Source organism: Streptomyces sp. NPDC000880 (assembly GCF_053599675.1).
On record NZ_JBSFMS010000008.1, the window covers coordinates 54153 to 78481 of the forward strand.

Here is a 24329-nt window from a genome sequence, read left to right on the forward strand (position 1 = left end):
CTCCACAAATATTCGGTCGGGACGGGCAGGTTGCATGTGCCAGGGAGGGGTCATACCCATCTTGCGCTACGGATCATAACTATCCGCACCAACGCATCGATCGGTGCACGGCAGCACACGGGGGCGCACGAGCGCTAGGTTCGGTCGCATGACCACGAGGCTGCAGCTCTCCTTCCCGCGTCAGTACGCCAGGACCCAGCGCTTCACGCTCGGCGCCCCGCGCGCCTTCACGGTGTCGCCGGACGGATCCCGGGTGGTGTTCCTCAGGTCGGCCTCGGGGACCGACCGGTCGGGCCGGCTCTGGGTGCTCGATCTCGACGGCGACGCACGCCGCCCGCAGGAGCGGCTGGCCGCAGATCCGGACGCACTGCTGGGCGGGGCGGACGAGGAGCTGTCCGCGCAGGAGCGGGCCCGGCGGGAGCGCAGCCGTGAGGGGTCTGCGGGCATCGTCGGGTATGCGGTGGACCAGGCGGTCGAGTTGGCGGCGTTCACGCTCTCCGGGCGGCTGTACGCGGCGGAGTTGCGGGCCGGGACCGCGCGCGAACTGCCCGTGCCCGGCCCGGTGATCGACCCGCGGCCGTCCCCCGACGGCCGGCACATCGCGTATGTGGCGCAGGGCGCGCTGCGGGTGGCCGGTGCGGAGGGCGGGGAGGACCGGGCGCTGGCCGAGCCGGAGGACGAGCACACCACGTATGGGCTCGCGGAGTTCATCGCGGCCGAGGAGATGGACCGCTCGCGCGGCTTCTGGTGGTCGCCGGAGTCGGACCGGCTGCTGGTCGCCCGGGTCGACGAGCGGGAGGTGCAGCGCTGGTGGATCTCCGATCCCGCGCATCCGGGCCGGGAGCCGGAGCAAGTCGCCTATCCGGCGGCCGGGACTCCCAACGCGGAGGTGCGGCTGTATCTGGTCACGCTGGACGGGGAGCGTACGGAAGTGGGCTGGGACCGGTCCCGGTATCCGTATCTGGCCCGGGTGCACTGGTCGGCGGCGGGCGCCCCGCTGCTGCTCGTACAGGCTCGTGACCAGCGCACGCAGCTCTATCTGGCGGTCGATCCGGAGACGGGCGCGACCCGGACGGTGCATGTCGACGAGGATCCGGTGTGGCTTGATCTGTTCCCCGGGGTGCCGGCCTGGGCGCCGGGGGTACCTCTCGGGCGAAGCTCCGGGGGAGGGGGGCTTGTGCGGATCGCGGACGAGGGCGGCGCGCGGGTGCTCGCGGTGGGCGACCGGGCGCTGACCGGGGCCCAGTTGCAGTTGCGGGCGGTGCTGGACATCGGCGAGAGCGATGTGCTGGTGTCCGCGGCGGCGGGCGAGGAGGCAGCGGATCCGGAGATCGGCGAGATCCATGTGTACCGGGTCAACGAGCTGGGGATCGAGCGCATCTCTCAGGGCCCCGGGGTGCACTCGGCCGTGCGCTCCGGCCCGGTGACGGTGCTGGCCTCGTCGCGTACGGAGGTGAGCGGCGCGTCCGTGCAGGTGCTGCGGGAAGGCAAGCCGGTCGCGACCGTCGCCTCGTACGCGGAGCAGCCGGTGCTGACGGCCCGGGTGCGGCTCTGCGAGGCGGGCACGCTGCGGATTCCGTGCGGCGTGCTGCTGCCCGAGGGCTACCAGGAGGCGGACGGTCCGCTGCCGGTGCTGATGGATCCCTATGGGGGGCCGCACGGCCAGCGTGTGTTCGCCGCGCAGAATCCGTATCTCACCTCGCAGTGGTTCGCCGACCAGGGTTTCGCGGTGATCGTGGCGGACGGCCGGGGCACGCCCGGCCGCTCCCCCGGCTGGGAGAAGGCGATCAAGGACAACTTCCCGCTCACCCTCGACGACCAGGTCGAGGCGCTGCACGCGCTGGCCGGAGCGTTCCCGCTGGACCTCGGCAGGGTGGCGATCCGCGGCTGGTCGTACGGCGGATATCTGGCGGCGATGGCCGTGCTGCGCCGCCCGGACGTGTTCCATGCGGCGGTCGCGGGCGCGCCGGTGTCGGATCTCCGGATGTACGACACGCATTACACGGAGCGCTATCTGGGCGATCCGGCTGTGCGGCCCGAGGTGTACGCGGCCAACTCGCTTGTCACGGAGGACGGGTTGACGACGCCGGAGAATCCGGCCAGGCCGCTGATGATCATCCATGGCCTGGCGGACGACAATGTGGTGATGGCACATACGCTGCGGCTCTCGTCGGCGCTGCTGGCGGAGGGGCGGGCGCATGAGGTGCTGCCGCTGAGTGGGGTGACGCATATGACGCCGCAGGAGCAGATCGCGGAGAACCTGCTGCTGCTTCAGGTGGAATTCTTGAAGCGGTCGTTGGCGAGGCGGTAGGGGGGCCGGGGAGACCGGGGGCCGCCCGGCAGACGGTTTTCCGGGGCCCCGCCCCGGACCCCGCTCCTCGATCGCCGGAGGGGCTTGAATTTTCGCCGGACAGACCTTTCACGCCGTCGGGGTCTGGGGGCGAAGCCCCCGGTTACGGGAACGGGCGGGGTGGGGGAAGAGCCCAGCGGGTCGTCCACGGTGGTGAGATCCTGGCCGATCCAGCCGCCCGGAGTCACACGTGCGATGTTGCTTCGCTGTGCACCGTTGAAAAAGGGCTGCCCATGCACCGGGTGGGCGACCGGCCGGGGCCACATGGCGAGCCCCAGCCGGTCTACGGCACCCGCACGGCCGTACGCTGTTCAGCGTGGCTCGTTCGTATATCGGAGTTGCGACGGTCAAGTTGCCTGCGTGTTAACGAAATTGGTTGCTATTTGTGGCTTCGTATGCCACCGACACGGACTGCGTGATGAATCGAGAGTCCTGAATTGCGTGGGCGCGGAGAGGGAAATCACTTGGCCTCGGGTCCCGACGGGACCACGCGTTTTTCTTCCGCGAAGTGGCACGCCGATGGATGCCGCGCCGGCCCTTCCTGCAGCTTGAACTCCGCCGGCACCGCCAGCAGCGGCACCTCCAGTTCGCAGCGCTCCTGCGCCTTCCAGCAGCGCGTGCGGAACCGGCAGCCCGAGGGGATGTTCGCGGGCGACGGGACATCACCGCGCAGGATGATCCGTTCGCGGCGCTCACGGGCCTCCGGGTCCGGCACGGGGACCGCCGACAGCAGGGCCTGGGTGTACGGATGCGTCGGGTGGTCGTAGATCTCCTCGTCCTTGCCGATCTCCACGATCCGGCCCAGGTACATCACGCCGACGCGGTCGGAGATGTGCCGCACGATCGACAGGTCGTGCGCGATGAACACATAGCTCAGGTCAAACTCGCTCTGCAGCTTGTCCAGCAGATTGATCACCTGCGCCTGGACGGAGACATCGAGCGCCGAAACCGGCTCGTCCGCCACGATGATCTCCGGCCGGAGGGCGAGCCCGCGCGCGATGCCGATGCGCTGCCTCTGGCCTCCGCTGAACTGGTGCGGATAGCGGTTGATGTACTCCGGGTTGAGCCCGACCACGTCCAGCAGGTCCTGGACTTTCTTCTGCCGCGAGCCCTTCGGGGCGACCTCGGGGTGGATCTCGTACGGCTCACCGATGATGTCGCCGACCGTCATCCGCGGGTTCAAGGACGTATACGGGTCCTGGAACACCATCTGGATGTTCCGGCGCACGGCTTTGAGCGCACGCCCCGACAGCATGGTGATGTCGTCGCCCTTGTACCGGATCACCCCGGCCGTCGGCCGCTCCAGATGGACCAGCATCTTGGCGAGGGTGGACTTGCCGCAGCCCGACTCCCCCACGATGCCGAGCGTCTCGCCCGCCGCCAGGTCGAGGTCGACGCCGTCGACTGCCTTCACCAAGCCGACCTGCTTCTTGAAGAGGATCCCCCGGGTGAGCGGATAGTGCTTGTACAGGTCGCGCACTTCCAGAATCGCCTCAGCCTGCCCAGCATGCCCAGCTTTCCCGGCCGGCCCAGCCGGCCCACCCTGCCCGGCCTGCTCAGCCATTGAGTGCCTCCTGCCAGAAGTGGCACGCGCTCCTGCGGTCCTGTGACACCTCGTACAGCGGCGGCACATCGGTCCGGCACACGTCCTGGGCCATCGGGCAGCGCGGGTTGAAGGCGCAGCCGGGCGGGATGTTCATCAGGTTCGGCGGCAGGCCCTTGATCGCGTACAGCTCCTGGCCCTTCTGGTCCAGGCGCGGGATCGATTCGAGCAGCCCCTTGGTGTACGGATGCGCCGGAGCCTTGTAGATGTCGTGCACCGGTGCCGTCTCGACGATTCGCCCCGCGTACATCACCGCGATCCTGTCCGCGACGTCGGCGACCACTCCGAGGTCGTGGGTGATCAGGATCAGCCCCATGTTCAGCTCGCTCTGGAGCTTGGCCAGCAGATCCATCACCTGGGCCTGGACGGTCACGTCCAGCGCGGTCGTCGGCTCGTCCGCGATGATCAGCAAGGGCTCCAGGGCCAGCGCCATGGCGATCATGATGCGCTGGCGCATACCGCCGCTGAACTGGTGCGGATACTGCCCGACCCGCTCCTTCGCCGCCGGGATGCCCACTCGCTCCATCAGCTCGACGGCCTTGGCGCGCGCGTCCTTCCGCGACATCTTGCGGTGGACGACAAACATCTCGCCGAGCTGGTCGCCCACGCTCAGCACCGGGTTCAGGGACGAGAGCGCGTCCTGGAAGATCATGGCCATCCCGGCCCCGCGGATCTTCCGCCGCTCGTCCTCCTTCAGCTTCAGCAGGTCCTGCCCCTGGAAGAGGACCTCGCCGCCGGCGATCTTCCCTGGGGGCATGTCCAGGATGCCCATGACCGCCTGCGCCGTGACGGACTTGCCGGAGCCGGACTCCCCGAGCACGGCGAGCGTCTCGCCCTCGTCCACCGTGTAGCTGACGCCGTTGACGGCCTTGGCCACCCCGTCCCTCATACGGAACTCCACGTGCAGATCGCGCACTTCGAGCAACATGGCGGGCTCCTCAGCGCAGCTTGGGGTCGAGGGCGTCGCGCACCGCGTCGCCGAGCATGATGAACGCGAGCACGGTGATCGCCAGCGCGCCGGCCGGCCAGAGCAGCATGTGCGGGGCGTTACGGATGTACGGCGAGGCGGAGGAGATGTCGATGCCCCAGGACACGGTCGGTGGCTTGAGGCCGACACCCAGGAACGAGAGGGTCGCCTCCAGGGAGATATAGGTGCCGAGCGCGATGGTCGCCACGACGATCACGGGAGCGACGGCATTGGGGGCGATGTGCCGCAGCAGCACCCGGGAGCTGGACGCGCCGAGCGCCCGCGCCGCCTGGACGTAGTCGTTCTGCTTCGCGGTGATGACCGAGCCACGCGCGATACGGGAGAGCTGGGGCCAGCCGAGCAACACCATGAAGCCGATGACCGGCCAGACGGTGGAGCTGGTGACGACGGACAGCAGGACCAGACCACCGAGGACGACCGGGATGCCGAAGAAGATGTCGGTGACGCGGGACAGGATCGCGTCCGGGGCCCCGCCGAAGAAGCCGGCGAGACCGCCGAAGACGGAACCGATCAGCGCGACACCGAGGGTGGCGCAGACGCCGACCGTGACCGAGGCGCGGGCCCCGTAGACCGTGCGCGTGTACACGTCGCAGCCCTGCCCGTTGAAGCCGAAGGGGTGGCCCGGCTGGGAACCCTCCTGGGCCTTGGCGAGATCGCACTGGAGCGGGTTCTGGGTGGCGATCAGCGATGGCCAGATGGAGATGACGACCAGGAAGAGGATGACCAGGCCGGAGACGATGAAGATCGGGTTGCGCCGCAGATCGCGCCAGGCGTCGGACCACAGACTGCGGGCCCTCTCGGCGGACCCGGTGCCCGTCGGGCCACCGGGTGCCCGTCCGCCGGAGGCGGCTGACGCATCCAGCTCCAGCGTCGTCCCCTCGCTGGTCGCGAGGTCCATCGCGCCTCCCGCTCCGGTGGGAGCGATGGCCGCGTCATCGAAGTTCGGCTGCTGCGACTCAGGCATACCGGATCCTCGGGTCGAGAACGGCGTACAGAAGGTCGACCAGCAGATTCGCCAGCAGGAAGACGATGACGAGCACGGTCACAAAGCCGACGACGGTCTGGGTGTTCTGGCGCAGAATGCCCTGGTAGAGCTGGTATCCGACGCCGTGGATGTTGAAGATGCGCTCGGTGACGATCGCGCCGCCCATCAGGGCGCCGATGTCGGTGCCGATGAAGGTGACCACCGGGATCAGTGAATTGCGCAGCAGATGACGGCTGATCACACGCCCTCTGGGGAGCCCTTTCGCCTTGGCGGTTCGGACGTAGTCGGAGCGGGCGTTCTCGGCGATCGAGGTCCTGGTGAGCCGGGTGACGTACGCGAGAGAGACCGAGGCGAGCACAAGTCCGGGGATGAGCAGCTCGCCCATGGGCGCCTCCGGTGAGACGGCGGGTTTGATGACGCCCCACTCGACGCCCAGCAGCAGCTGGAGGATGAGACCGGTGACGAAGGTCGGGACCGAGATGACGACCAGCGTGAGCAGCAGCACGCTGGTGTCGACGGGACGGCCGCGCCGCAGGCCCGTGATCACACCGAGCGTGATGCCGATGACGATCTCGAAGACGATCGCGACGAGCGTGAGCCGGATGGTGACCGGGAAGGCCTCGCCCATCAGCTCGGTGACCTTCTGCCCGTTGAAGGCGGTGCCGAAGTCGCCGGTGAAGACATTGCCCATGTACGTCAGGTATTGCTGCCACACCGGCTTGTCGAGGCCGAACTCCTTGCGCAGCTGGGCGGCCGTCGCCGGGTCGCACTGCCGGTCGCCACAGAGGCCCGCGATGGGGTCGCCCATCACGTTCACCATGAGGAAGATCAGCAGTGTGGCGCCGAGGAAGACAGGGATCATCTGCAGCAGACGCCGGATCACGTAACGTCCCATAGAGGGCTCCGGGGGTCGTGGGAAGGGGTACGGCCCGGCGCGTAGGGCACGCCGGGCCGGTCGCCTTCCGCCGTCAGTTGACCTTGATCTCGTTGTAGACGGGGACGCTGAAGGGGTTCAGCGAGACGTTGGAGACACGCTCCGAGTAGCCGGCACTGCCGTTCTGGTACCAGAGCGGGATGGCGGCCATCTGGTCGCGTACGACCTCTTCGGCCTTCTGGAAGGTCTCGACGGCCTTCTTCGTGTTGGTCTCGGCGTTGGCCTCGTCGACGAGCTTGTCGAACTCCGGGTTGCTCCACAGGCCGTCATTGGACGAGGCCTTGGTGTAGTAGAGCGGCTGCAGGAAGTTCTGGATGAGCGGGTAGTCCATCTGCCAGCCGGCCCGGAAGGGACCGGGCATCTTGTGCTGCCCGATCTGGTTGCGGAAGTCGGCGAAGGTGCCGACCGGGTTGCCGACGCACGCCGTGTCGTTGCCCAGCACGTTGTTGATGCTGTTGCAGACGGCGTCGACCCACTCCTTGTGCGAGCCGGTGTCCGCGTTGTACGAGAGCTTCAGCTGGCCGCCGGGGATGCCGCCGCCTTCGGTGACCAGCTTCTTCGCCTCGGCGGCGTTGTACTCGCAGGCGTCACCGCACAGGGTCTCGCTGAAGCCGCCGTCCGCGCTGAGTACGGGCGAGGTCCAGTCCTTCGCGGGCGTACGCGTCTTCTGGAAGATGGTGTCGGTGATCTGCTCGCGGTTGATCGCCATGGACAGGCCCGTGCGGACCTTCGCGCTGTCCGGGGTGTTCCAGGCCTTGTTGTAGTAGGGGAAGGAGATGGTCTGGATAATGCCGGCCGGGGTGTTGATGTACCGGTCGCCGAGGTCCGCCCGCACATTCTTCAGCTGCGAGGCCGGCACATCGTCGACGAGGTCGAGGTTGCCCGCGGTCAGGTCGGTATAGGCGGTGTTGTTGTCCGTGTACACATTGAGGTCGACGCCGCCGTTCTGCGCCTTGTCGCTGCCCGGGTAGCCGTCCCACTTGCGCATCGACAGCTTCGAGCCCTTGGCGTACGAGTCGACGGTGTACGGGCCGTTGCCGACGGGCTTGGACAGCCAGGCGGCGTGGTCGTCGAAGAACGCGCTGGGCAGCGGGGAGAAGGCGGCGTAGCCGAGGGTGTCGGGCCAGGTGGAGAACTTCTGGGAGAGCTTGACCGTGAAGGTGTTGTCGTCGACGACCTTGAGCCCGGAGAGGGTCTCGGCGGTGGGCCGGCCCTGCTCCGGGTGGACCTGCTTGTAGCCCTCGATGTAGCCGAAGAAGTACGCGTTCTTCTGGTTGTTCTTGAGGTTGGCGCCGTAGTTCCACGCGTCCACGAAGGACTTGGCGGTGACCTTCTCGCCGTTGCTGAAAGTCCAGCCGTCTTTGACGATGACCGTGAAGTTTGTGGAGTCTGCCGTGCTGATCTTCTCGGCGAGCATGTCCTTGGCCTCGCCGGTCTTCGGGTCGTACCGCTTGAGTCCACGGAAGAGCATGTCGAGGACCTTGCCGCCCTGCACCTCGTTGGTGTTCGCGGGCTCCAGCGGGTTCTGCGGGTCGCCCCACGAGGAGCTCACGATCCCGTCGGCACCACCACCGCTGTCGCTGCCGCCGCCGCAGGCCGTCGCCGCGAGGGCGAGCGCCACGGCGCATGCGGCCCATCCGGCGTGCGCGGCTCCACGCATGAGGTGCCTCCAGTCCTAAGTCTCGCTTAGGCCCAAATATCACCTTCTACGCCATGGCGCGCATATTCTCATCCACCGTCCGGACGAGCGTCCGGCCCGGCCCGACATGGGCGCGGACGCGGTCCGCCTCGTCCCGGCAGTCGCACAGCGTCAGCCTGGCCGACGGCGCGGGTCCGCGGTGACGCAACGTGCTTTCCGGCGCCCACGCGAACGGACCAGGGTGCTCCACAAGAAACGTCCCGGGCGCCATCAGGGCGCCCGGGACGTTGTCACGCGGCCCTCAGTCGTCCGAGCCGTTTCCTTCCTCGAGCGCCGCGAGCGCCGGGTCCAGGATCACGTCCTCGACGCGGCCCTCGGTCGTCGGCTCCTCCGGGAAGTGGCAGGCCGTCAGGTGACCCTCCCTGTTTCCGGAGATCTGCACCAGCGGCGGCTCCTCGGTCGCGCACTTGTCCTGCGCCTTCCAGCAGCGGGTGCGGAAGCGGCAGCCGGACGGCGGCATGATCGGGGAGGGGACGTCACCGGAGAGGCGAATCCGCTCCTTCTTCGCAGCGTCGACGTCCGCCTCGGGCACAGCCGAGAGCAGGGCGTGCGTGTACGGGTGGCGGGGCCTGTTGTACAGGGAGTCGCGGTCGGCGACCTCCACCACCTTGCCCAGGTACATCACGGCCACGCGCTGCGAGAAGTGCCGCACGATCGCGAGGTCGTGGGCGATGAACAGGAAGGCGATACCCAGCTCGTCCTGGACCTTCTGCAGCAGGTTGACGACCTGCGCCTGGATCGACACGTCCAGCGCGGAGACCGGCTCGTCGGCGACGATCAGCTTCGGCTCGAGCGCGAGCGCCCGCGCCACACCGATGCGCTGGCGCTGGCCGCCGGAGAACTCGTGCGGGAAGCGGTTGTAGTGCTCCGGGTTGAGACCCACGGTTTCCAGGAGCTCCTGCACCCGATTCTCGCGCCCGCCGGGCGGGTTGATGCCGTTGACCTCCATCGGGCTCTTGATGATGGTGCCGACGGTCTGCCGCGGATTGAGCGACGAGAACGGGTCCTGGAAGATCATCTGGATCTCGGACCTGATCGGCGCCAGCTGCCTGCGGCCGGCGTGGGTGATGTCCTGCCCGGCGTAGGTGATCCTGCCGCCGGTCGGTTCCAGCAGCCGGGTGATCAGCCGGCCGGTCGTGGACTTGCCGCAGCCGGACTCACCGACGAGACCGAGGCTCTCGCCCGCGTACACGGACAGGTCGATCCCGTCGACCGCCTTGACGGCGCCGACCTGACGCCTGAAGGGGAAGCCGCCGTAGATCGGGAAATGCTTGGTCAGGCCCTCGACGGTGAGCAGTGGCTCGCCCCGGTCGGTTGCCCCATCGGATGTTCCCTGCTGCTTAGGCAGAGTGACGTTCTCGCTCATGTCTCTGCGTCTCCCTAGCCCAGCCGGGGCTTGATCTGATCGATGAAGATGGTCTGCTTCTGCTCCACCGTGAGATGGCAGGCAGCGGCCCGCCCCTCGGCCAGCAGCGGCCGCTCACCCGAGCACCGCGAGTCGCCCACCTTGTCGGTGAAGGTGCAGCGCGGGTGGAAGGCGCAGCCGGAGGGCGGGTTGAGCAGGCTCGGCGGGGTGCCGGGGATCGGCGTGAGCGCTTCGTCGATGTCGCCCCCGAGGCGCGGCATCGAGCTCAACAGACCCCAGGTGTACGGGTGCTGGGGCGCCTGGAGCACCTCGCGGACGCTGCCGCGCTCCACCGCCCGCCCGGCGTACATCACCAGCAGGTCGTCGGCCATGTTGGCAATGACGCCCAGGTCGTGGGTGATGAAGATGATCGCCGACCCGAACTCCTGCTGGAGGTCCTTGAGCAGGTCGAGGATCTGCGCCTGCACGGTCACGTCGAGCGCGGTGGTCGGCTCGTCGGCGATCAGCAGGTCGGGGTTGCAGATGAGCGCCATGGCGATCATCGCGCGCTGGCGCATACCGCCGGAGAACTGGTGCGGGTAGTCGTTGAAACGCAGCGCGGGCTGCGGAATACCGACCTTGTCCAGCATCTCGATGGCCCGCGCCTTCGCCTCCCTCCTGGAGGCGCCGGTGTGCTTCATGTACGGCTCGGCGATCTGCCGGCCCACCGTGTAGTACGGCGAGAGCGCCGTCAGCGGGTCCTGGAAGATCATCGCGACCTTGTTGCCGCGGAGCTTCTCCAGCTCCTTCTCGGGCGCGTCGGTCAACTCCTGGCCGTCGAGGCGGATCGATCCGTCGACGGCGCTGGTCTTGGGGTTGTGCAGACCGAGGACGGTCAGGTTGGTGACGGACTTGCCGGAGCCCGATTCGCCCACGATGCCCAGCGTCTTGCCGCGCTCGACATCGAAGGAGAGGCCGTCGACCGCGTTGACGATGCCGTCCTCGGTGGAGAACCGCACCCGCAGGTCGCGGACCGAGAGGAAGGCCTCCGGCCCGGTCGGGGCCGGTGTGTCTTCGGTCTTGGTCAGTGTGGTCACGGTCGTTCTCCTAGGCGAGGCGCACGCGCGGGTCGATGTAGGCGTAGGCGAGGTCCACGATGATGTTCAGGATCAGGATGAAGAAGGCTCCGAACAGCATCACGCCCATCGTCAGCGGCAGGTCCTTGGTCAGTGACGACTCCACCGCGAGGCGGCCGATGCCGGCCAGGTCGAAGGTGAACTCGGTGACCACCGCGCCCGCGAGGAGTCCGCTGAGGTCCATGCCGAGGATGGTGACGATGGGAGTGAGGGAGCCGCGCCAGGCGTACCGGAAGAAGACGTACCGCTGTCGCATGCCCTTGGCCCGCGCGGTACGGACATGCTCTTCCTGCAGCTGCTCGATCATGGTGGAGCGCGCCATACGCGTGTACTGGGCGGTGAAGATCGTCGCCATCACGGCCCAGGGGATCAGCATGCCGACGGCCCAGCCGACCGGATCGTCCGTGAACGGAACGTACTTGGGATTGTCCATCCAGCCGGTGCTGTAGACGAGGATGCCAAGAACGATCGGCCCCAGGAAATAGATCTGGAACGAGCTGAGCACCATCGAGGCGCCACTGACGACCTTGTCGACCACAGTGCCGCGCTTCCAGGCGGCGAGCAGACCCGAGCCGAGTCCCAGCAGCAGGAAGATGACCAGACCGCCGACGGTCAGCGACAGCGTCAACGGGAAGCGGTCCATGATGGAGTCCCAGACGAAGTTGCCGGTGTCGAACGAGACTCCCAGGCAGGGCGCGGCGCAGTGACCGACGGCGAAGTCGCGGCCGGCCACGATGCCGACCATGAAGTCCCAGAACTGAACCGAGATCGGCTTGTCGAGGCCGAGGTTCTCGCGGATGACCGCGATGTTCTCCGGCGTGCAGTTTCTGCCGCAGGAGAGCTGTGCGAAGTCCTGGGGGATCGTATAGAACAGGAAGAACGTGAAGGCGCCGATCAGGAACATGATGACGACGGCGCCGGTCAACCTGCGGATGAGGAACTGAAGCATCGCGGGAGGCTGCTCTCTTCGGAAGCGGCGGGGTTGTGAGGGGTGAGGGTCCGTGGGGGTGCGCTCCGCCTGGCGCACACCCCCACGGATCAGCCGTGACTCGGTGTTACGGCTGGATCAGGTACAGGTCGTTGATGTCGATGTAGCTCGACTCGGTGCTGTACTTGGCGCCGCCGACGTTCGAGCCGGACAGCTGGATCTGCTTGGAGTAGTAGACGGGGGCAGCCGGGTTGATCTCCTCCACGATGCGGTGGTGGATCTCCTCCCACTTCTTGGCGGCGGCCGCGGGCTCCAGCGTCAGGGCCTCGTTGATGCCCTGGGTGACCTGCTCGTCCTTGATGTGCGAGTAGTTGGGGGCACCGTCGGCGACCAGGTCACCGTCGTAGACCGGGGTGACGACCGTGCCCGGGGACGGCCAGTCCTGGCCCCAGCCGGTCATGTAGAGGTCGTACGGGTTGTTGAGCTTGCCGACCTGCTCGTAGAAGGTGGCGCGGTCGATCTCCTTGGCCTGGACGTCGAAGCCGATCTTGTTGAGCGCGTCCTTGACGATGACCATCTGCTTCTGGCCACGCGGCGTGTTGGAGTAGGCGTAGGAGAGCTTCGTGCCCTGCTTGACGCCCGCCTCCTTCAGCAGCTCCTTGGCCTTGGCCGGGTCGCCGTTGGGCTTCTTCAGCTTGCCGTACGGGTCGTACGTCGGGTCGAAGCCCGGCAGGGTCGGCGCGAACAGACCGCCGGCGAGCTCGCCGCCGTACTTCCCGCCGTCAGCCTGGATCATGGACTGGCTCGGGATCGCGTAGGTGATCGCGTCGCGGATCTTCTTGTCCTTCAGACGGTCCAGGTTGAAGGACATCTGCCAGACGTAGGGCTGGTAACCCTTGACGGTGCGCTTGTTGACCGCCGCGTTGCCGACCACGGCCTGCATCTGGGCCGGGTCGACCGGGTCCGTGAACTGGATGGCGTTCTTGGCGTCGCCCTGGTCGGCGATCAGACGCTTGGTCTGGCTGGCCTGGTCGATGGTCGTGGTGAAGTTGTAGCCGTCGACGTACTGGTGGCGCACCGAGTCCGTCTTCGGGTCCCAGTTGGTGTTCTTCACCAGCGTCATGGACTTGCCGGCCTTGTACTCAGCGATCTTGTACGGGCCCAGTGACTTCGGGGCCTTGTCGTACTTCTCCTGCGTGTCCGCCTTCTGGGGCACGATGGCGTAACCGGCCATGGCCAGCGCCTGCGGGAGGTCGGGCTGCGGGGCCTTGAAGTTGAAGACGACCGTCTTCGCGTCCGGGGTCGCAAGGATGCTGTCCGGCAGGTGCTTGCCCTTGTACGGACCGTCCGGCAGCGCCTCGCGGTACTTGCCGCCGGAGAGCCAGTCCTGGATGTAGGTCGGACCGTCGAAGATGACCTTCGAGTACATCCGCTCGATGGTGTGACGGACATCGGCGGACGTGATGACGTTGCCGTCCTGGTCCTTGATGCCGTCCTTGAGGGTGTACGTCCAGGTCTTGCCGCCGTTGGAGGACTTGCCGGAGTCGGTGGCGACGTCGCCGACGACGGTCAGGTTGCCCTTGTCGTCCTCCTGGAAGTTGGTCAGACCGCGGTGGACAAGGTTGGCGAACTGGCCCGCGTCACTGACGTAGATCTGGCCCGGGTCCATGTGGGTCAGGTCCGACTCCATGTAGACGTTGATGGTGCCGCCGGGCTTGGCACCCGGAATCTCTGCCGCGGGACCGTTGGAGGCAGCGGCGTCGCCGTAGGCGACAGGCGTCGACTGCGACGCGGCGTCCTCCTTGGACTTGGACTCGTCCTTGGCGTTGTTACCGCTGTCCTTGGAGCAGCCGGTAAGCGCCAGCGAGCCGGCCGCGACGGCGACGACTATGGCGCGTGCGGAGCGCGATTGAATGGGCTTCATGATGCTCGTTGCACCTACCTGTCCGTTGTTATCCAGAAGAGCTGCCTGACCGTCCGGTTGCCCGGCGCGGGGGCGGCAGCCACCCCCGCCCATGGACGTCACCGTCCGGTCTTGGGGTCGAACGCGTCCCGGACCGAGTCGCCAAGAAGGTTGAAGGCGAGAACGAAAACCACCATGGCGACGCCCGGGAAGAACATGAACGCAGGGTCCTGCTCGTAGATGTTGGCGCCGATCGCGAACATCCGGCCCCAGTCAGGGGTCGGCTCCACGAAGCCGACACCGACGTACGAGAGGAAGGCGATGCTCAGGATGGAGCTGGGCAGCAAGTAGGTGCCCTGCACCAGGATCGGGGTGACGATGTTCGGGAGGATCTCCTTGCGCACGATCCGCCACCGCGAGGCGCCCGAGACCTTGGCCGCCTCCACGAACTCCCGCTCACGCAGGGACAGTACGGAGCTGCGTACCAGACGGGCCATGCCCATCCAGCCGAGGAACCACATCACCAGGATGATCGCGACGGCGCGCAGGTAGGTGGGGGTCTCGTCCGACGGAGAGACGAACAGCGCGGTCACGACGGGCATGAAGGCGATGAAGAACAGCTGGTTCGGGAAAGCCAGGAAGAAGTCGGTCACCCGGCCCAGCCAGTAGTCGACCTTGCCGCCGAAGTAGCCACCCACCATGCCGATGACAACGCCCGTGAGCACGCTGAGGAGTGTCAGGACGAGGGCCATGTACAGCGAGGTGCGCATGCCGTAGAGCAGCATGGTGAACACGTCGCGGCCCAGGTTGGGTTCGACACCGAACCAGAAGTCTCCGGAGATGCCGCCGAGGCTCCCGGTGGGCATCGCGAAGTCGTCGAGCAGGAACGGATAGTCCGGTTCCTGGGCGTAGAGCGTGTAGGGGTTCTTGCCGTACAAGGCGGAGATCACCGGGGCCAGCGCCGAGATGGCGAAGAAGAAGAGCACCACTACGGCGGAGACCATGCCCGTGCGGTCGCGCTTGAAGCGCGTCCACATCAGCTGGCCGGGTGAGCGGCCGACAAGGGTCTTGCTGTCCGCGGCATCGGTCTTGGTCGCGGTCTCTTTGTCCAAGGTGACAGAGGCGTCGCTGGCCTCGGTCTCAATTGGACTGGTCATGATGTGTCCATTCACGGGTGTCGGGTGACCCGCGTTCCCGCGCGCTATGACGGTCGAGTGGTTGTACTCGAACCGTTATGGCTGCCGCGTGACGATCCCTCCGCTGCCGTCCGCCACCCTCGACGGGTGCGGCCGCATGAACTCTCGCCTGAGGGAGTACCCGCGGGCGAGATGGCTGGAAAAGAGCGTCGATCGGGATGGGTTCCACCCCCAGGAGCGCGAGCCGAGCGGTTGACCGGGTGTCAGAATCGCCGGCCGCTGCCGGCGACCTGAGCGGATGAATCGCGCTGGAAGAGTCCAGTCGTACGAGCCATCTGCGACGACCCGACCCCACTGGCGCTCGTGGCACCGCGCATGGGTTCCTCCTCATGAGTCCACTTGTCACTACAAGAGAGGCACATCTACGCGCGCTGACACCCCTGACAGCGGACACGTCGAGTACCCCGTGTGCTCGTGAGTCGGCGCTCCCCAAAAGCGCTTGACCCGTTGACCCGAGCTCAATGGAGCCAACTATTGGGTAAGTTCAGGCTGTAAACCACACTTAAAGCATCTCGTTTTGACAACATCACCTCACCCCAGAGGCCCAAAATTCGGACAAAGGGATCGCAGACAGACACCCGCGAAACGGACTGTTAATACAGGTTTCCGGTGTGCAACGTCCGATAGCCGAACGGAGGGGGTAGGAAATCCAGTTGACGGACCGCCTCCGGCCCGTCCACTCCCCCGCCGGTTCTCCGATGGCGTGGACACACGCGAACGGCCCGGACGACCCCACTCGTGGGTTCGTCCGGGCCGTCTCCGGTCAGGCGTGCCGACGGGCGTCCGCGGAGCGTCAGTTGCGCTTGGCGCGGGAGGCCGTGCGGCCGCGCTCCTTCTGGTCCAGGACGACCTTGCGGATACGGACCGTCTCCGGGGTCACCTCGATGCACTCGTCGTCGCGGCAGAACTCCAGCGACTGCTCCAGGGAGAGCTTGCGCGGCGGGACGACGTTCTCCGTCGTGTCCGCGGAAGCCGCACGCATGTTGGTGAGCTTCTTCTCCTTGGTGATGTTCACGTCCATGTCGTCGGCGCGCGAGTTCTCGCCGATGATCATGCCCTCGTAGACCTCGGTGCCGGCCTCGGTGAAGATGACACCCCGCTCCTGGAGGTTGATCATCGCGAACGGCGTCACGGTGCCGGCGCGGTCCGCGACCAGCGAGCCGTTGTTACGGGTGCGCAGCTCGCCGAACCAGGGCTCGTGGCCCTCGAAGATGGAGTGCGCGATGCCCGTGCCGCGGGTCTGGGTCAGGAACTCCGTACGGAAGCCGATGAGTCCACGGGACGGGACGATCCATTCCATGCGGATCCAGCCCGAGCCGTGGTTGGTCATCGTCTCCATACGGCCCTTGCGGGTCGCCATCAGCTGTGTGATGGCGCCGAGGTGCTCCTCCGGCGAGTCGATCGTCATGCGCTCGATCGGCTCGTGCGTCTTGCCGTCGATCTGCTTGGTGACCACCTCGGGCTTGCCGACAGTCAGCTCGAAGCCCTCACGGCGCATCTGTTCGACCAGGATCGCCAGCGCGAGCTCACCACGGCCCTGGACCTCCCAGGCGTCGGGGCGCTCGGTGTCCAGGACGCGGAGCGAAACGTTACCGATGAGCTCGCGGTCCAGGCGATCCTTCACCTGGCGGGCAGTGACCTTGTGGCCCTTGCCGCCCTTGCCGACCAGCGGCGAGGTGTTCGTACCGATGGTCATCGAGATCGCGGGCTCGTCGACCGTGATCAGCGGGAGCGCGATCGGGTTCTCGGGGTCGGCCAGAGTCTCGCCGATCATGATGTCCGGGAATCCGGCGACCGCGCAGATATCGCCCGGGCCCGCCTTCTCGGCCGGCTTGCGGGTCAGCGCCTCGGTCATCAGCAGCTCGGTGATGCGGACATTGGACTTCGTGCCGTCACGCTTGATCCACGTAACGGTCTGGCCCTTGCGCAGCTCGCCCTGCTCGACGCGGCACAGCGCGATACGGCCGAGGAAGTTGTCGGCGTCCAGGTTGGTGACGTGGGCCTGGAGCGGCGCGGCGTCGTCGTACTCGGGGGCCGGGACGTGCTCGAGGATGGTGCTGAAGAACGGCTCGAGGCTGTCGCTGTCCGTCGGGACGGTGCCATCCTCCGGCTTGGTCAGCGAGGCGACGCCGTCACGGGCGCAGGCGTAGACGATCGGGAACTCGATCTGCTCCTCGTCCGCGTCCAGGTCCAGGAACAGGTCGTAGGTCTCGTTGACGACCTCGTCGATCCGGGAGTCCGGGCGGTCCGTCTTGTTGATGCAGAGGATGACGGGCATCCGGGCCTGCAGCGCCTTGCGGAGCACGAAGCGGGTCTGCGGAAGCGGGCCCTCGGAGGCGTCGACGAGCAGGACGACCGCGTCGACCATCGACAGACCGCGCTCCACCTCGCCACCGAAGTCGGCGTGGCCGGGGGTGTCGATGATGTTGATGTTGATCGGGGCCCCGCCGGCCTTGGGGTGGTACTTCACGGCGGTGTTCTTGGCCAGGATCGTGATGCCCTTCTCACGCTCCAGGTCGTTCGAGTCCATCATGCGGTCGTCGAGGTGCTCGGCGGCATGCGCGGCGAACGCGCCGGCCTGCTTCAGCATGGCGTCGACCAAGGTGGTCTTGCCGTGGTCGACGTGGGCGACGATGGCAACGTTACGGATGTCGTGGCGCGTGGGCATGCTGACTAGCGCTTCTCTCGATCGTGGGATCAGGCGTCTGACGGTCGTAGCCTCGTCCGCCCGCCGGGCGGACACGCCACGGCTAGTCCTATGGTACGGGGCCGCCGCGTCCGGGGCTTCCCGGCCCGATCGGGAGAGGAATCGTGGAGCACTGGGGGGTGCTGAAGCGCGCAGTCGAGCGGGGTCAAAAGCCCGGGTCGAGGGTGATCACGATCTTGCCCGCCGACGACGCCGGCGGGCAAGGGACTTGAGCCGGTTCTAAGGTTCTGACCTGCTACTTCTTGGTAGCCTTGGGCTTCTTGAAGCCAATGTCCTGGTAGCGGGGAGCGGCGAAGCCGAAGGCGCCCGCGTTGGCCACCCGGGCCTTGGCCGCAACCAGCTCGGGGCGCTGGTAGAGCGGGATGGATCCGGCCGCGGCCCAGATCCGGGCGTCGGCCCTGCGCACCAGGTCGCGGGCGGCGTCCTCGTCCAGCTCGGCGGCCGCCTGGTCGAAGAGCTGGTCGATGTGGTCGGAGCCGACGCGGGTGTAGTTCTGCTCCACCAGCAGTGAGCCGTCGGTGGCGGGCACGGGCTTGGCGAAGATCGGGCGGGCGTCGGTCGCCGGGTAGGCGGTGGCGGGCCAGGAGTACAGCGCCAGGTCGTAGTCGCCCGATGCGATGTGGTCCTTGAAGTAGCTGTCGTCGGCGACCTTGGTGATCTCGGTGCGCACACCGATGCGGTTCAGCATCTTCGCGATCTTGTCGCCCACAGTGCGCAGTGCCTCGGAGCCATGGCCCGAGGGGAGGACGAAGCGCAGGGTGAGCGGCTTGCCGTCCTTGCCGATCGGGCCGCCCGCCCGGGCGGGGGCGGCCGTGCCGCGCGGGGCGTACGCTCCGGCGAGGCCTCCCTGCTTCTCGGCGGCGTTCGTCCGGGGTCTGGTCGCGGGGTCGTCGTCGAGGGGCTCGGCCGCGGCGGGGGCGGGCGCGAGGACACGCGTCCCGCTGCTGCCGGACTCGGGGCCGTGGCCGCCGCCGGCGGCGGGCTTGTCGTCGCCGACGATGTAGAGCCCGTCGGCGGAAGCCTTGTCGTCGGCCTTCTTCGACTCGGCCTTCTTCGACTCGGCCTTCTTCGACTCGGCCTTCTTCGACTCGGCCTTCTTCGACTCGGGCGTGCTGGGCGACGGCTTCTTGTCGCCCTCGCCCTCGCCGCCCGCCTTGGCCGGGTCGGGCTTCATGCGCGCTCCGGCGGGCGTCCAGCCGGCGTCGGCCAGCAGTGCCTGCGCCTCCTTCGTGTCCTGCTCGCCGAGCGCTGCGCTGTTGTCGGCGTACGCCCGCTGCCCAGCCAGTGCCAGATGGCTGCCGGGCGGGGAGGCAGGCAGGCCGAGCGGGGTCAGTACGGTCTCGGCCAGTTCCTTGCGGTTGATCGCGCGGGCCACAGCGCGGCGCACCCGGTCGTCGGCGAGCGGTCCCTTCTCGCCATTCAGCGCGAGCTGGGTGTACACGGGCTCCAGCGACTTACGGACCACGTAGCCGCGCAGGGCGGTCTGCTCGTTGGCGTTCTCCTTGAGCGGCTGGCCGCCGGCGCTCTTCTTCTCCCGTGTCGCGAGGGCGATCCGGTCCGCGGTGCCCCGGTCGACCTCAGCGAGATCGATGCTGCCCGCGGCGAGCGCGGCGGCGCGCTGCTCGCGCGGAACGGCGGTCAGCACCAGCCGCTCCAGCTTGGCCCGCTCCCCCCACCAGCGGGGATTGCGTACGAGAGTGGTCGTGCCCGCCGCGCGGTCGACGGACCTGAGGTTGAACGGGCCGGCCATCACCTTGAGCGTGTTGCGGGCCCCGTCGTTGAAGGAGGCCGGGGTGCCAGTGACCTCCCTCGGGTAGAGCGGGGTGAAGAGGGACCGCCAGTCCGCGTACGGCTTCCTGAAGGTGATCTTGACCTCGAGGTCGTTGGCGCCGCGCTCGATCTTCTCGATCCGTTCGTAGCCGGCGTTGCGCGCGGTCCAGTACGCGGAGTCCTTGCCGCTCAGCGCGCGCCACTGCGAGGCGAAGTCGGCCGCGCCGATCTCCCGGCCGTCGCTCCACACCGCCTCCTGGTTGAGCTTGTAGAGGACGACCTGCTTGGGCTCGCGCTTGACGATCTCGGCGGACTCGACGTAGTCGGGGTTGCGCTGCGGACGGCCGCTCGGGTCGAGGGTGAAGAGTAGAGGGAGCACGGCCCCGGCGATACGCGTCGTGGCGGCGTCCGCGTCGGCCTGGAAGGCGTTGAGCGTGGTGGGCAAGGCATCGATCGCCCAGCGCAGCGTCCCTCCGTCGGCGACCAGGTCGCGCCCGGCCGGCGCGATGTCCTGGGCCACGGCGGTGCCGGTGTCGGACTCGCCCGAGCTGCAGCCCGACAGTACGGGTAGAGCGAGCACCCCGCTGGTGAGCAGCGCGACAGAGCGGAGCGTGCGGGGGCATGTCCTCCCGCGTGGCGCGTCGACCTTGGACATGACTTGTACCTCTTCATCCAATTTTGCGGATTATTGAGATGATCACACTGATTCCCGTCCACTGAAGTAGAAGGAGCGCAACAGGTGGCGGCGACACGACGTGACCAGCACCAAGGTCACCCGTGCGGCCCAACGCAGAACCGGGCAGAACTCCACTTAAAGGGAGAAAATGGGGGTAGTGATATCCGAACCACGAGGGGCGCGCTGAAAGCGCATGCGCCGGGAATCCCTGCACGTCCCTTCACAAGCGGGGACGTGACGCGCGACACTCGCAGGCGCATGAGTCATGCCACCGCACCCTGCGGAAGTGAGGGCAAGTCATGTCCCAGCAGGAAGATCTGACGGCGATGCAGCGGCGCCTGGACGAGCTGGTCCAGCGTGTCGGAGACCTAGAGCGGACCGTCGATCAGCTACGTGGCGCCGGCCCGGCCACGACCGCCGAGCCGATCACACCGGCCCGCCCCGAACTGGTCACCATTCCCGACGTCCCGTACAACAACGCGCTGTGGACGGATTCGGACGACGAGGGCCTCGGCGTCCGAGACCGGCGCGCTCCCTAGGAGACCTCGTTGGCCACAGGTACTGAACCACCACAAGTCAATACGGGCGTGCACGGTGCCGCGCGCGCCGCCATCGGCCCCCGCCATCTGCGTAGCGACCGCTGGTGGCTGTCGCCCGCCCTGACCGCCGCCGGGCTGCTCGCCTTCGTCGTCTACTCGACCTGGCGGGCATTCGCCAACTCCGACTACTACGCGGCACCGTATGTCTCGCCGTTCTACTCGCCCTGCCTCGCGGAGAACTGCGCGCCGATGCGGGGTGGCCCCAACTGGGAGATCTTCGGCAGCTGGTGGAGCCTGTCCCCCGCCCTGCTGATCCTGATCTTCCCGCTGGGCTTCCGGCTGACCTGCTACTACTACCGCAAGGCGTACTACCGGGGCTTCTGGGCCTCGCCCCCGGCCTGCGCGGTCGCCGAGCCGCACAAGAAGTACACCGGCGAGACCCGCTTCCCGCTGATCCTGCAGAACATCCACCGGTACTTCTTCTACGCGGCGATTCCGGTCGCCTCAATCCTCACGTACGACACCGTGCTCGCCTTCCGCGACGAGCACTACGAGTGGGGCCATATGGGCCTCGGCACCCTCGTCTTCCTGGTCAACATCGTGCTGATCTGGGCGTACACCCTGTCCTGCCACTCCTGCCGGCACATCATCGGCGGCCGGCTGAAGCACTTCTCCAAACACCCGGTGCGCTACCGCCTGTGGGGCTGGGTCGGCAGGCTGAATGAGCGCCACATGCTGCTCGCATGGGCTTCGCTGATCAGCGTCGCGCTCGCCGACTTCTACGTCTATCTCGTCGCGTCCGGTGCCTTCGACGATCCGAGGTTGTTCTGACATGACGCAACTCGAACGACAGCAGTGGGACGTCGTGGTGGTGGGCGCGGGCGGCGCGGGCCTGCGGGCGGCCATTGAGGCGCGCGAGCGGGGCGCCCGTACGGCGGTCATCTGCAAGTCCCTCTTCGGCAAGGCCCACACCGTGATGGCCGAGGGCGGCATCGCCGCCTCCATGGGCAATGTGAACCGCGGGGACGGCTGGCAAGTGCATTTCCGCGACACCATGCGCGGCGGGAAGTTCCTCAACCAGTGGCGGATGGCGGAACTGCACGCGCGTGAGGCGCCCGACCGGGTCTGGGAGCTGGAGACCTGGGGCGCACTCTTCGACCGCACGGCCGACGGGAAGATCTCCCAGCGCAACTTCGGCGGGCACGAGTACCCGCGGCTCGCGCACGTCGGCGACCGCACCGGCCTGGAGCTGATCCGTACCCTCCAGCAGAAGATCGTCTCGCTCCAGCAGGAGGACAAGGCCGAGTTCGGGGACTACGAAGCCCGGTTGAAGGTCTTCCAGGAGTGCACGGTCACCCGGGTCCTCAAAGATGGGGAGAGCGTGTCCGGGACCTTCTGCTACGAGCGGGAGTCCGGGCGCTTCTTCGTGCTGGAGGCCCCCTCCGTGGTGCTGGCCACCGGCGGTATCGGCAAGTCCTTCAAAGTGACGTCCAATTCGTGGGAGTACACCGGCGACGGGCACGCGCTGGCGCTGCTCGCGGGCGCACCGCTGCTCAACATGGAGTTTGTGCAGTTCCATCCGACCGGAATGGTCTGGCCGCCTTCGGTGAAGGGGATCCTCGTCACCGAATCGGTGCGCGGCGACGGCGGTGTGCTGCGCAACTCCGAGGGCAAGCGGTTCATGTTCGACTACGTACCCGATGTCTTCAAGGAGAAGTACGCGCAGTCGGAGGAGGAGGGCGACCGCTGGTACGAGGACCCGGACAACAACCGGCGTCCTCCCGAGCTGCTGCCGCGCGACGAGGTGGCCCGCGCCATCAACTCCGAGGTCAAGGCCGGCCGCGGCTCCCCGCACGGCGGCGTGTTCCTGGATGTCTCGACCCGGATGCCGGCCGATGTCATCCGGCGTCGGCTGCCGTCGATGTACCACCAGTTCAAGGAGCTGGCGGACGTCGACATCACGGCGGAGGCGATGGAGGTAGGACCGACCTGTCACTACGTGATGGGCGGCATCGCCGTCGAGTCCGACACCGCGGCCGCGGTCGGAGTTCCCGGGCTGTTCGCGGCGGGCGAGGTCGCGGGCGGGATGCACGGCTCCAACCGGCTCGGCGGGAATTCGCTGTCCGACCTGCTGGTCTTCGGCCGGCGGGCGGGTCTGCACGCGGCCGAGTACGCGGCAGGGCTCAGCGACCGCCCGGCGGTGGAGGACGGGCAGATCGACGCGGCCGCGGCGGAGGCGCTGCGTCCGTTCAGCGCCGAGGGACCGCAGCCGGGCGAGGAGAACGGGAAGCCGCCGGAGAATCCGTACACCCTCCATCAGGAGCTCCAGCAGACGATGAACGACCTGGTCGGCATCATCCGGCGCGGGGCGGAGATGGAGCAGGCGCTGGAGAAGCTGGCGGGTCTGCGGGTACGGGCGCGGCGTGCCGGGGTCGAGGGGCACCGCCAGTTCAACCCCGGCTGGCACCTCGCGCTGGACCTGCGGAACATGCTGCTGGTCAGCGAGTGCATCGCGCGGGCGGCGCTGGAGCGCACGGAGAGCCGCGGCGGGCACACCCGCGAGGACTGCCCGGCCATGGAGCGCGAGTGGCGGCGGGCCAATCTGCTGTGCCGGCTCATCGACCCCACCGGCGGTTTGGCGGCCACCGACCCGGTGCGCGGCCAGATCGCGCTCGTACGGAAGACGACCGAGCCCATCCGTCCCGACCTGCTCGCCCTCTTCGAGAAGGAGGAGCTGGTCAAGTACCTCGCCGAAGAGGAGCTCTACTAGTGAGCAGCTACACAGCGACCTTCAAGGTCTGGCGCGGTGATGCGGACGGCGGGGAACTGAAGGACTTCGCCGTCGAGGTCAATGACGGGGAGGTCGTCCTCGACATCATCCACCGCCTCCAGGCAACCCAGGCATCCGATCTCGCGGTCCGCTGGAACTGCAAGGCGGGCAAGTGCGGTTCCTGCAGCGCGGAGATCAATGGCCGGCCGGGGCTGATGTGCATGACCCGGATGTCGGTCTTCTCGCGCGAGGAGACGATCACGGTGACGCCGCTGCGGGCGTTCCCGGTGGTGCGGGACCTGGTGACGGATGTGTCCTTCAACTATACGAAGGCGCGCGAGGTGCCCTCGTTCGTGCCGCCGCCGGGGGTGCGTGCGGGTGAGTACCGGATGCAGCAGATGGATGTGGACCGCTCGCAGGAGTTCCGCAAGTGCATCGAGTGCTTCCTGTGCCAGGACACCTGCCATGTGGTGCGTGACCACGAGGAGAACAAGGCGGCGTTCGCCGGTCCGCGCTTTCTGATGCGGGTGGCGGAGCTGGACATGCACCCGCTGGACGCGGCCGCCGAGGCGGGCCTGGACCGCAAGAAGGCCGCCCAGGACGAGCACGGTCTGGGCTACTGCAACATCACGAAGTGCTGCACAGAGGTGTGCCCCGAGGGAATCAAGATCACCGACAATGCGCTGATCCCGCTGAAGGAGCGCGCGGTGGACCGGAAGTACGACCCACTGGTGTGGCTGGGCAACAAGATCAGGCGGCGGGGCGCGGAGGACTAGGGCGTGTTCTAGAGGTCCCTCCCC

17 protein-coding genes are annotated in these 24329 nt (G+C 67.6%); 5 read left to right on the top strand and 12 right to left on the bottom strand.

Translation table 11 applies throughout. The annotated features are described in order from the left end of the window. The first annotated feature begins 148 nt into the window (after positions 1-148). Positions 149-2311: an alpha/beta fold hydrolase gene (locus tag ACWDO5_RS04585; protein ID WP_450528318.1), complete on the top strand. Its 2163-nt coding sequence runs from the start codon at positions 149-151 to the stop codon at positions 2309-2311. A 499-nt stretch (positions 2312-2810) separates the two neighbouring features. Here ACWDO5_RS04585 and ACWDO5_RS04590 read toward each other — a convergent pair whose 3' ends face one another. The 12 genes from ACWDO5_RS04590 to ACWDO5_RS04645 form a co-directional block, all read right to left on the bottom strand. Next, positions 2811-3914 (bottom strand): ABC transporter ATP-binding protein, encoded by a 1104-nt coding sequence (locus tag ACWDO5_RS04590; RefSeq protein ID WP_450528320.1) that lies wholly within the window; start codon positions 3912-3914, stop codon positions 2811-2813. Further along, positions 3907-4881, bottom strand: a complete 975-nt coding sequence (locus ACWDO5_RS04595; protein WP_450528322.1) for an ABC transporter ATP-binding protein — start codon at positions 4879-4881, stop codon at positions 3907-3909. Before ACWDO5_RS04595 ends, ACWDO5_RS04590 begins: the two co-directional genes overlap by 8 nt. Before the next feature lie 10 nt (positions 4882-4891). Further along, entirely contained in the window at positions 4892-5905 is a 1014-nt protein-coding gene (locus ACWDO5_RS04600; protein ID WP_450528324.1) for an ABC transporter permease, read from the bottom strand. Continuing rightward, on the bottom strand, positions 5898-6821 hold the full coding sequence (locus ACWDO5_RS04605; RefSeq protein ID WP_450528326.1) for an ABC transporter permease: 924 nt from the start codon (positions 6819-6821) through the stop codon (positions 5898-5900). Before ACWDO5_RS04605 ends, ACWDO5_RS04600 begins: the two co-directional genes overlap by 8 nt. Before the next feature lie 73 nt (positions 6822-6894). Then, complete coding sequence (locus tag ACWDO5_RS04610; RefSeq protein WP_450528328.1) at positions 6895-8520, bottom strand: peptide ABC transporter substrate-binding protein; 1626 nt, start codon at positions 8518-8520, stop codon at positions 6895-6897. Positions 8521-8800: 280 nt separating this feature from the next. Beyond that, entirely contained in the window at positions 8801-9925 is a 1125-nt protein-coding gene (locus ACWDO5_RS04615) for an ABC transporter ATP-binding protein (RefSeq protein ID WP_450528330.1), read from the bottom strand. A gap of 14 nt (positions 9926-9939) precedes the next feature. Then, positions 9940-11001, bottom strand: a complete 1062-nt coding sequence (locus tag ACWDO5_RS04620) for an ABC transporter ATP-binding protein (RefSeq protein WP_450528332.1) — start codon at positions 10999-11001, stop codon at positions 9940-9942. 10 nt (positions 11002-11011) lie between these two features. Beyond that, positions 11012-11989: an ABC transporter permease gene (locus ACWDO5_RS04625; RefSeq protein WP_450528334.1), complete on the bottom strand. Its 978-nt coding sequence runs from the start codon at positions 11987-11989 to the stop codon at positions 11012-11014. A gap of 106 nt (positions 11990-12095) precedes the next feature. Beyond that, positions 12096-13892 carry an ABC transporter substrate-binding protein gene (locus ACWDO5_RS04630; protein WP_450528336.1) on the bottom strand — a complete coding sequence of 599 codons (1797 nt, stop codon included), beginning with the start codon at positions 13890-13892 and terminating at the stop codon, positions 12096-12098. A gap of 98 nt (positions 13893-13990) precedes the next feature. Continuing rightward, a complete protein-coding gene (locus ACWDO5_RS04635; protein WP_450528338.1) occupies positions 13991-15028 on the bottom strand; it encodes an ABC transporter permease in 1038 nt (345 codons plus the stop codon). 832 nt (positions 15029-15860) lie between these two features. Beyond that, a complete protein-coding gene (gene typA / locus ACWDO5_RS04640) occupies positions 15861-17735 on the bottom strand; it encodes a translational GTPase TypA (RefSeq protein ID WP_450528340.1) in 1875 nt (624 codons plus the stop codon). Between the two features lie 274 nt (positions 17736-18009). After that, positions 18010-20199 carry an ABC transporter family substrate-binding protein gene (locus ACWDO5_RS04645; RefSeq protein ID WP_450528342.1) on the bottom strand — a complete coding sequence of 730 codons (2190 nt, stop codon included), beginning with the start codon at positions 20197-20199 and terminating at the stop codon, positions 18010-18012. Positions 20200-20519: 320 nt separating this feature from the next. Here ACWDO5_RS04645 and ACWDO5_RS04650 point away from each other — a divergent pair, with 320 nt between their 5' ends. Genes ACWDO5_RS04650 through ACWDO5_RS04665 form a run of 4 tightly spaced genes read left to right on the top strand, consistent with a single transcriptional unit; the run spans position 20520 to position 24305 of the window. After that, positions 20520-20759 (top strand): hypothetical protein, encoded by a 240-nt coding sequence (locus ACWDO5_RS04650; protein WP_450528344.1) that lies wholly within the window; start codon positions 20520-20522, stop codon positions 20757-20759. Positions 20760-20768: 9 nt separating this feature from the next. After that, positions 20769-21590, top strand: a complete 822-nt coding sequence (locus ACWDO5_RS04655; RefSeq protein ID WP_450528346.1) for a hypothetical protein — start codon at positions 20769-20771, stop codon at positions 21588-21590. Position 21591: 1 nt separating this feature from the next. Continuing rightward, positions 21592-23529 (top strand): fumarate reductase/succinate dehydrogenase flavoprotein subunit, encoded by a 1938-nt coding sequence (locus ACWDO5_RS04660; RefSeq protein WP_450528348.1) that lies wholly within the window; start codon positions 21592-21594, stop codon positions 23527-23529. Beyond that, the gene (locus ACWDO5_RS04665) at positions 23529-24305 is read left to right on the top strand and encodes a succinate dehydrogenase/fumarate reductase iron-sulfur subunit (RefSeq protein ID WP_450528350.1); all 777 of its coding nucleotides are present in this window, start codon (positions 23529-23531) and stop codon (positions 24303-24305) included. The genes ACWDO5_RS04660 and ACWDO5_RS04665 overlap by 1 nt, the downstream gene beginning before the upstream one ends. Positions 24306-24329 lie beyond the last annotated feature (24 nt).

Bases quoted from the DNA above. Each gene is read 5' to 3' on its own strand.
- ACWDO5_RS04660 (WP_450528348.1), top strand. From the start codon at position 21,592: ATGACGCAACTCGAACGACAGCAGTGGGACGTCGTGGTGGTGGGCGCG.
- ACWDO5_RS04600 (WP_450528324.1), bottom strand. From the start codon at position 5,905: ATGCCTGAGTCGCAGCAGCCGAACTTCGATGACGCGGCCATCGCTCCC.
- ACWDO5_RS04610 (WP_450528328.1), bottom strand. From the start codon at position 8,520: ATGCGTGGAGCCGCGCACGCCGGATGGGCCGCATGCGCCGTGGCGCTC.
- ACWDO5_RS04650 (WP_450528344.1), top strand. From the start codon at position 20,520: ATGTCCCAGCAGGAAGATCTGACGGCGATGCAGCGGCGCCTGGACGAG.
- ACWDO5_RS04590 (WP_450528320.1), bottom strand. From the start codon at position 3,914: ATGGCTGAGCAGGCCGGGCAGGGTGGGCCGGCTGGGCCGGCCGGGAAA.
- ACWDO5_RS04645 (WP_450528342.1), bottom strand. From the start codon at position 20,199: ATGTCCAAGGTCGACGCGCCACGCGGGAGGACATGCCCCCGCACGCTC.
- ACWDO5_RS04615 (WP_450528330.1), bottom strand. From the start codon at position 9,925: ATGAGCGAGAACGTCACTCTGCCTAAGCAGCAGGGAACATCCGATGGG.
- ACWDO5_RS04605 (WP_450528326.1), bottom strand. From the start codon at position 6,821: ATGGGACGTTACGTGATCCGGCGTCTGCTGCAGATGATCCCTGTCTTC.
- ACWDO5_RS04625 (WP_450528334.1), bottom strand. From the start codon at position 11,989: ATGCTTCAGTTCCTCATCCGCAGGTTGACCGGCGCCGTCGTCATCATG.
- ACWDO5_RS04595 (WP_450528322.1), bottom strand. From the start codon at position 4,881: ATGTTGCTCGAAGTGCGCGATCTGCACGTGGAGTTCCGTATGAGGGAC.
- ACWDO5_RS04585 (WP_450528318.1), top strand. From the start codon at position 149: ATGACCACGAGGCTGCAGCTCTCCTTCCCGCGTCAGTACGCCAGGACC.
- ACWDO5_RS04630 (WP_450528336.1), bottom strand. From the start codon at position 13,892: ATGAAGCCCATTCAATCGCGCTCCGCACGCGCCATAGTCGTCGCCGTC.
- typA (WP_450528340.1), bottom strand. From the start codon at position 17,735: ATGCCCACGCGCCACGACATCCGTAACGTTGCCATCGTCGCCCACGTC.
- ACWDO5_RS04635 (WP_450528338.1), bottom strand. From the start codon at position 15,028: ATGACCAGTCCAATTGAGACCGAGGCCAGCGACGCCTCTGTCACCTTG.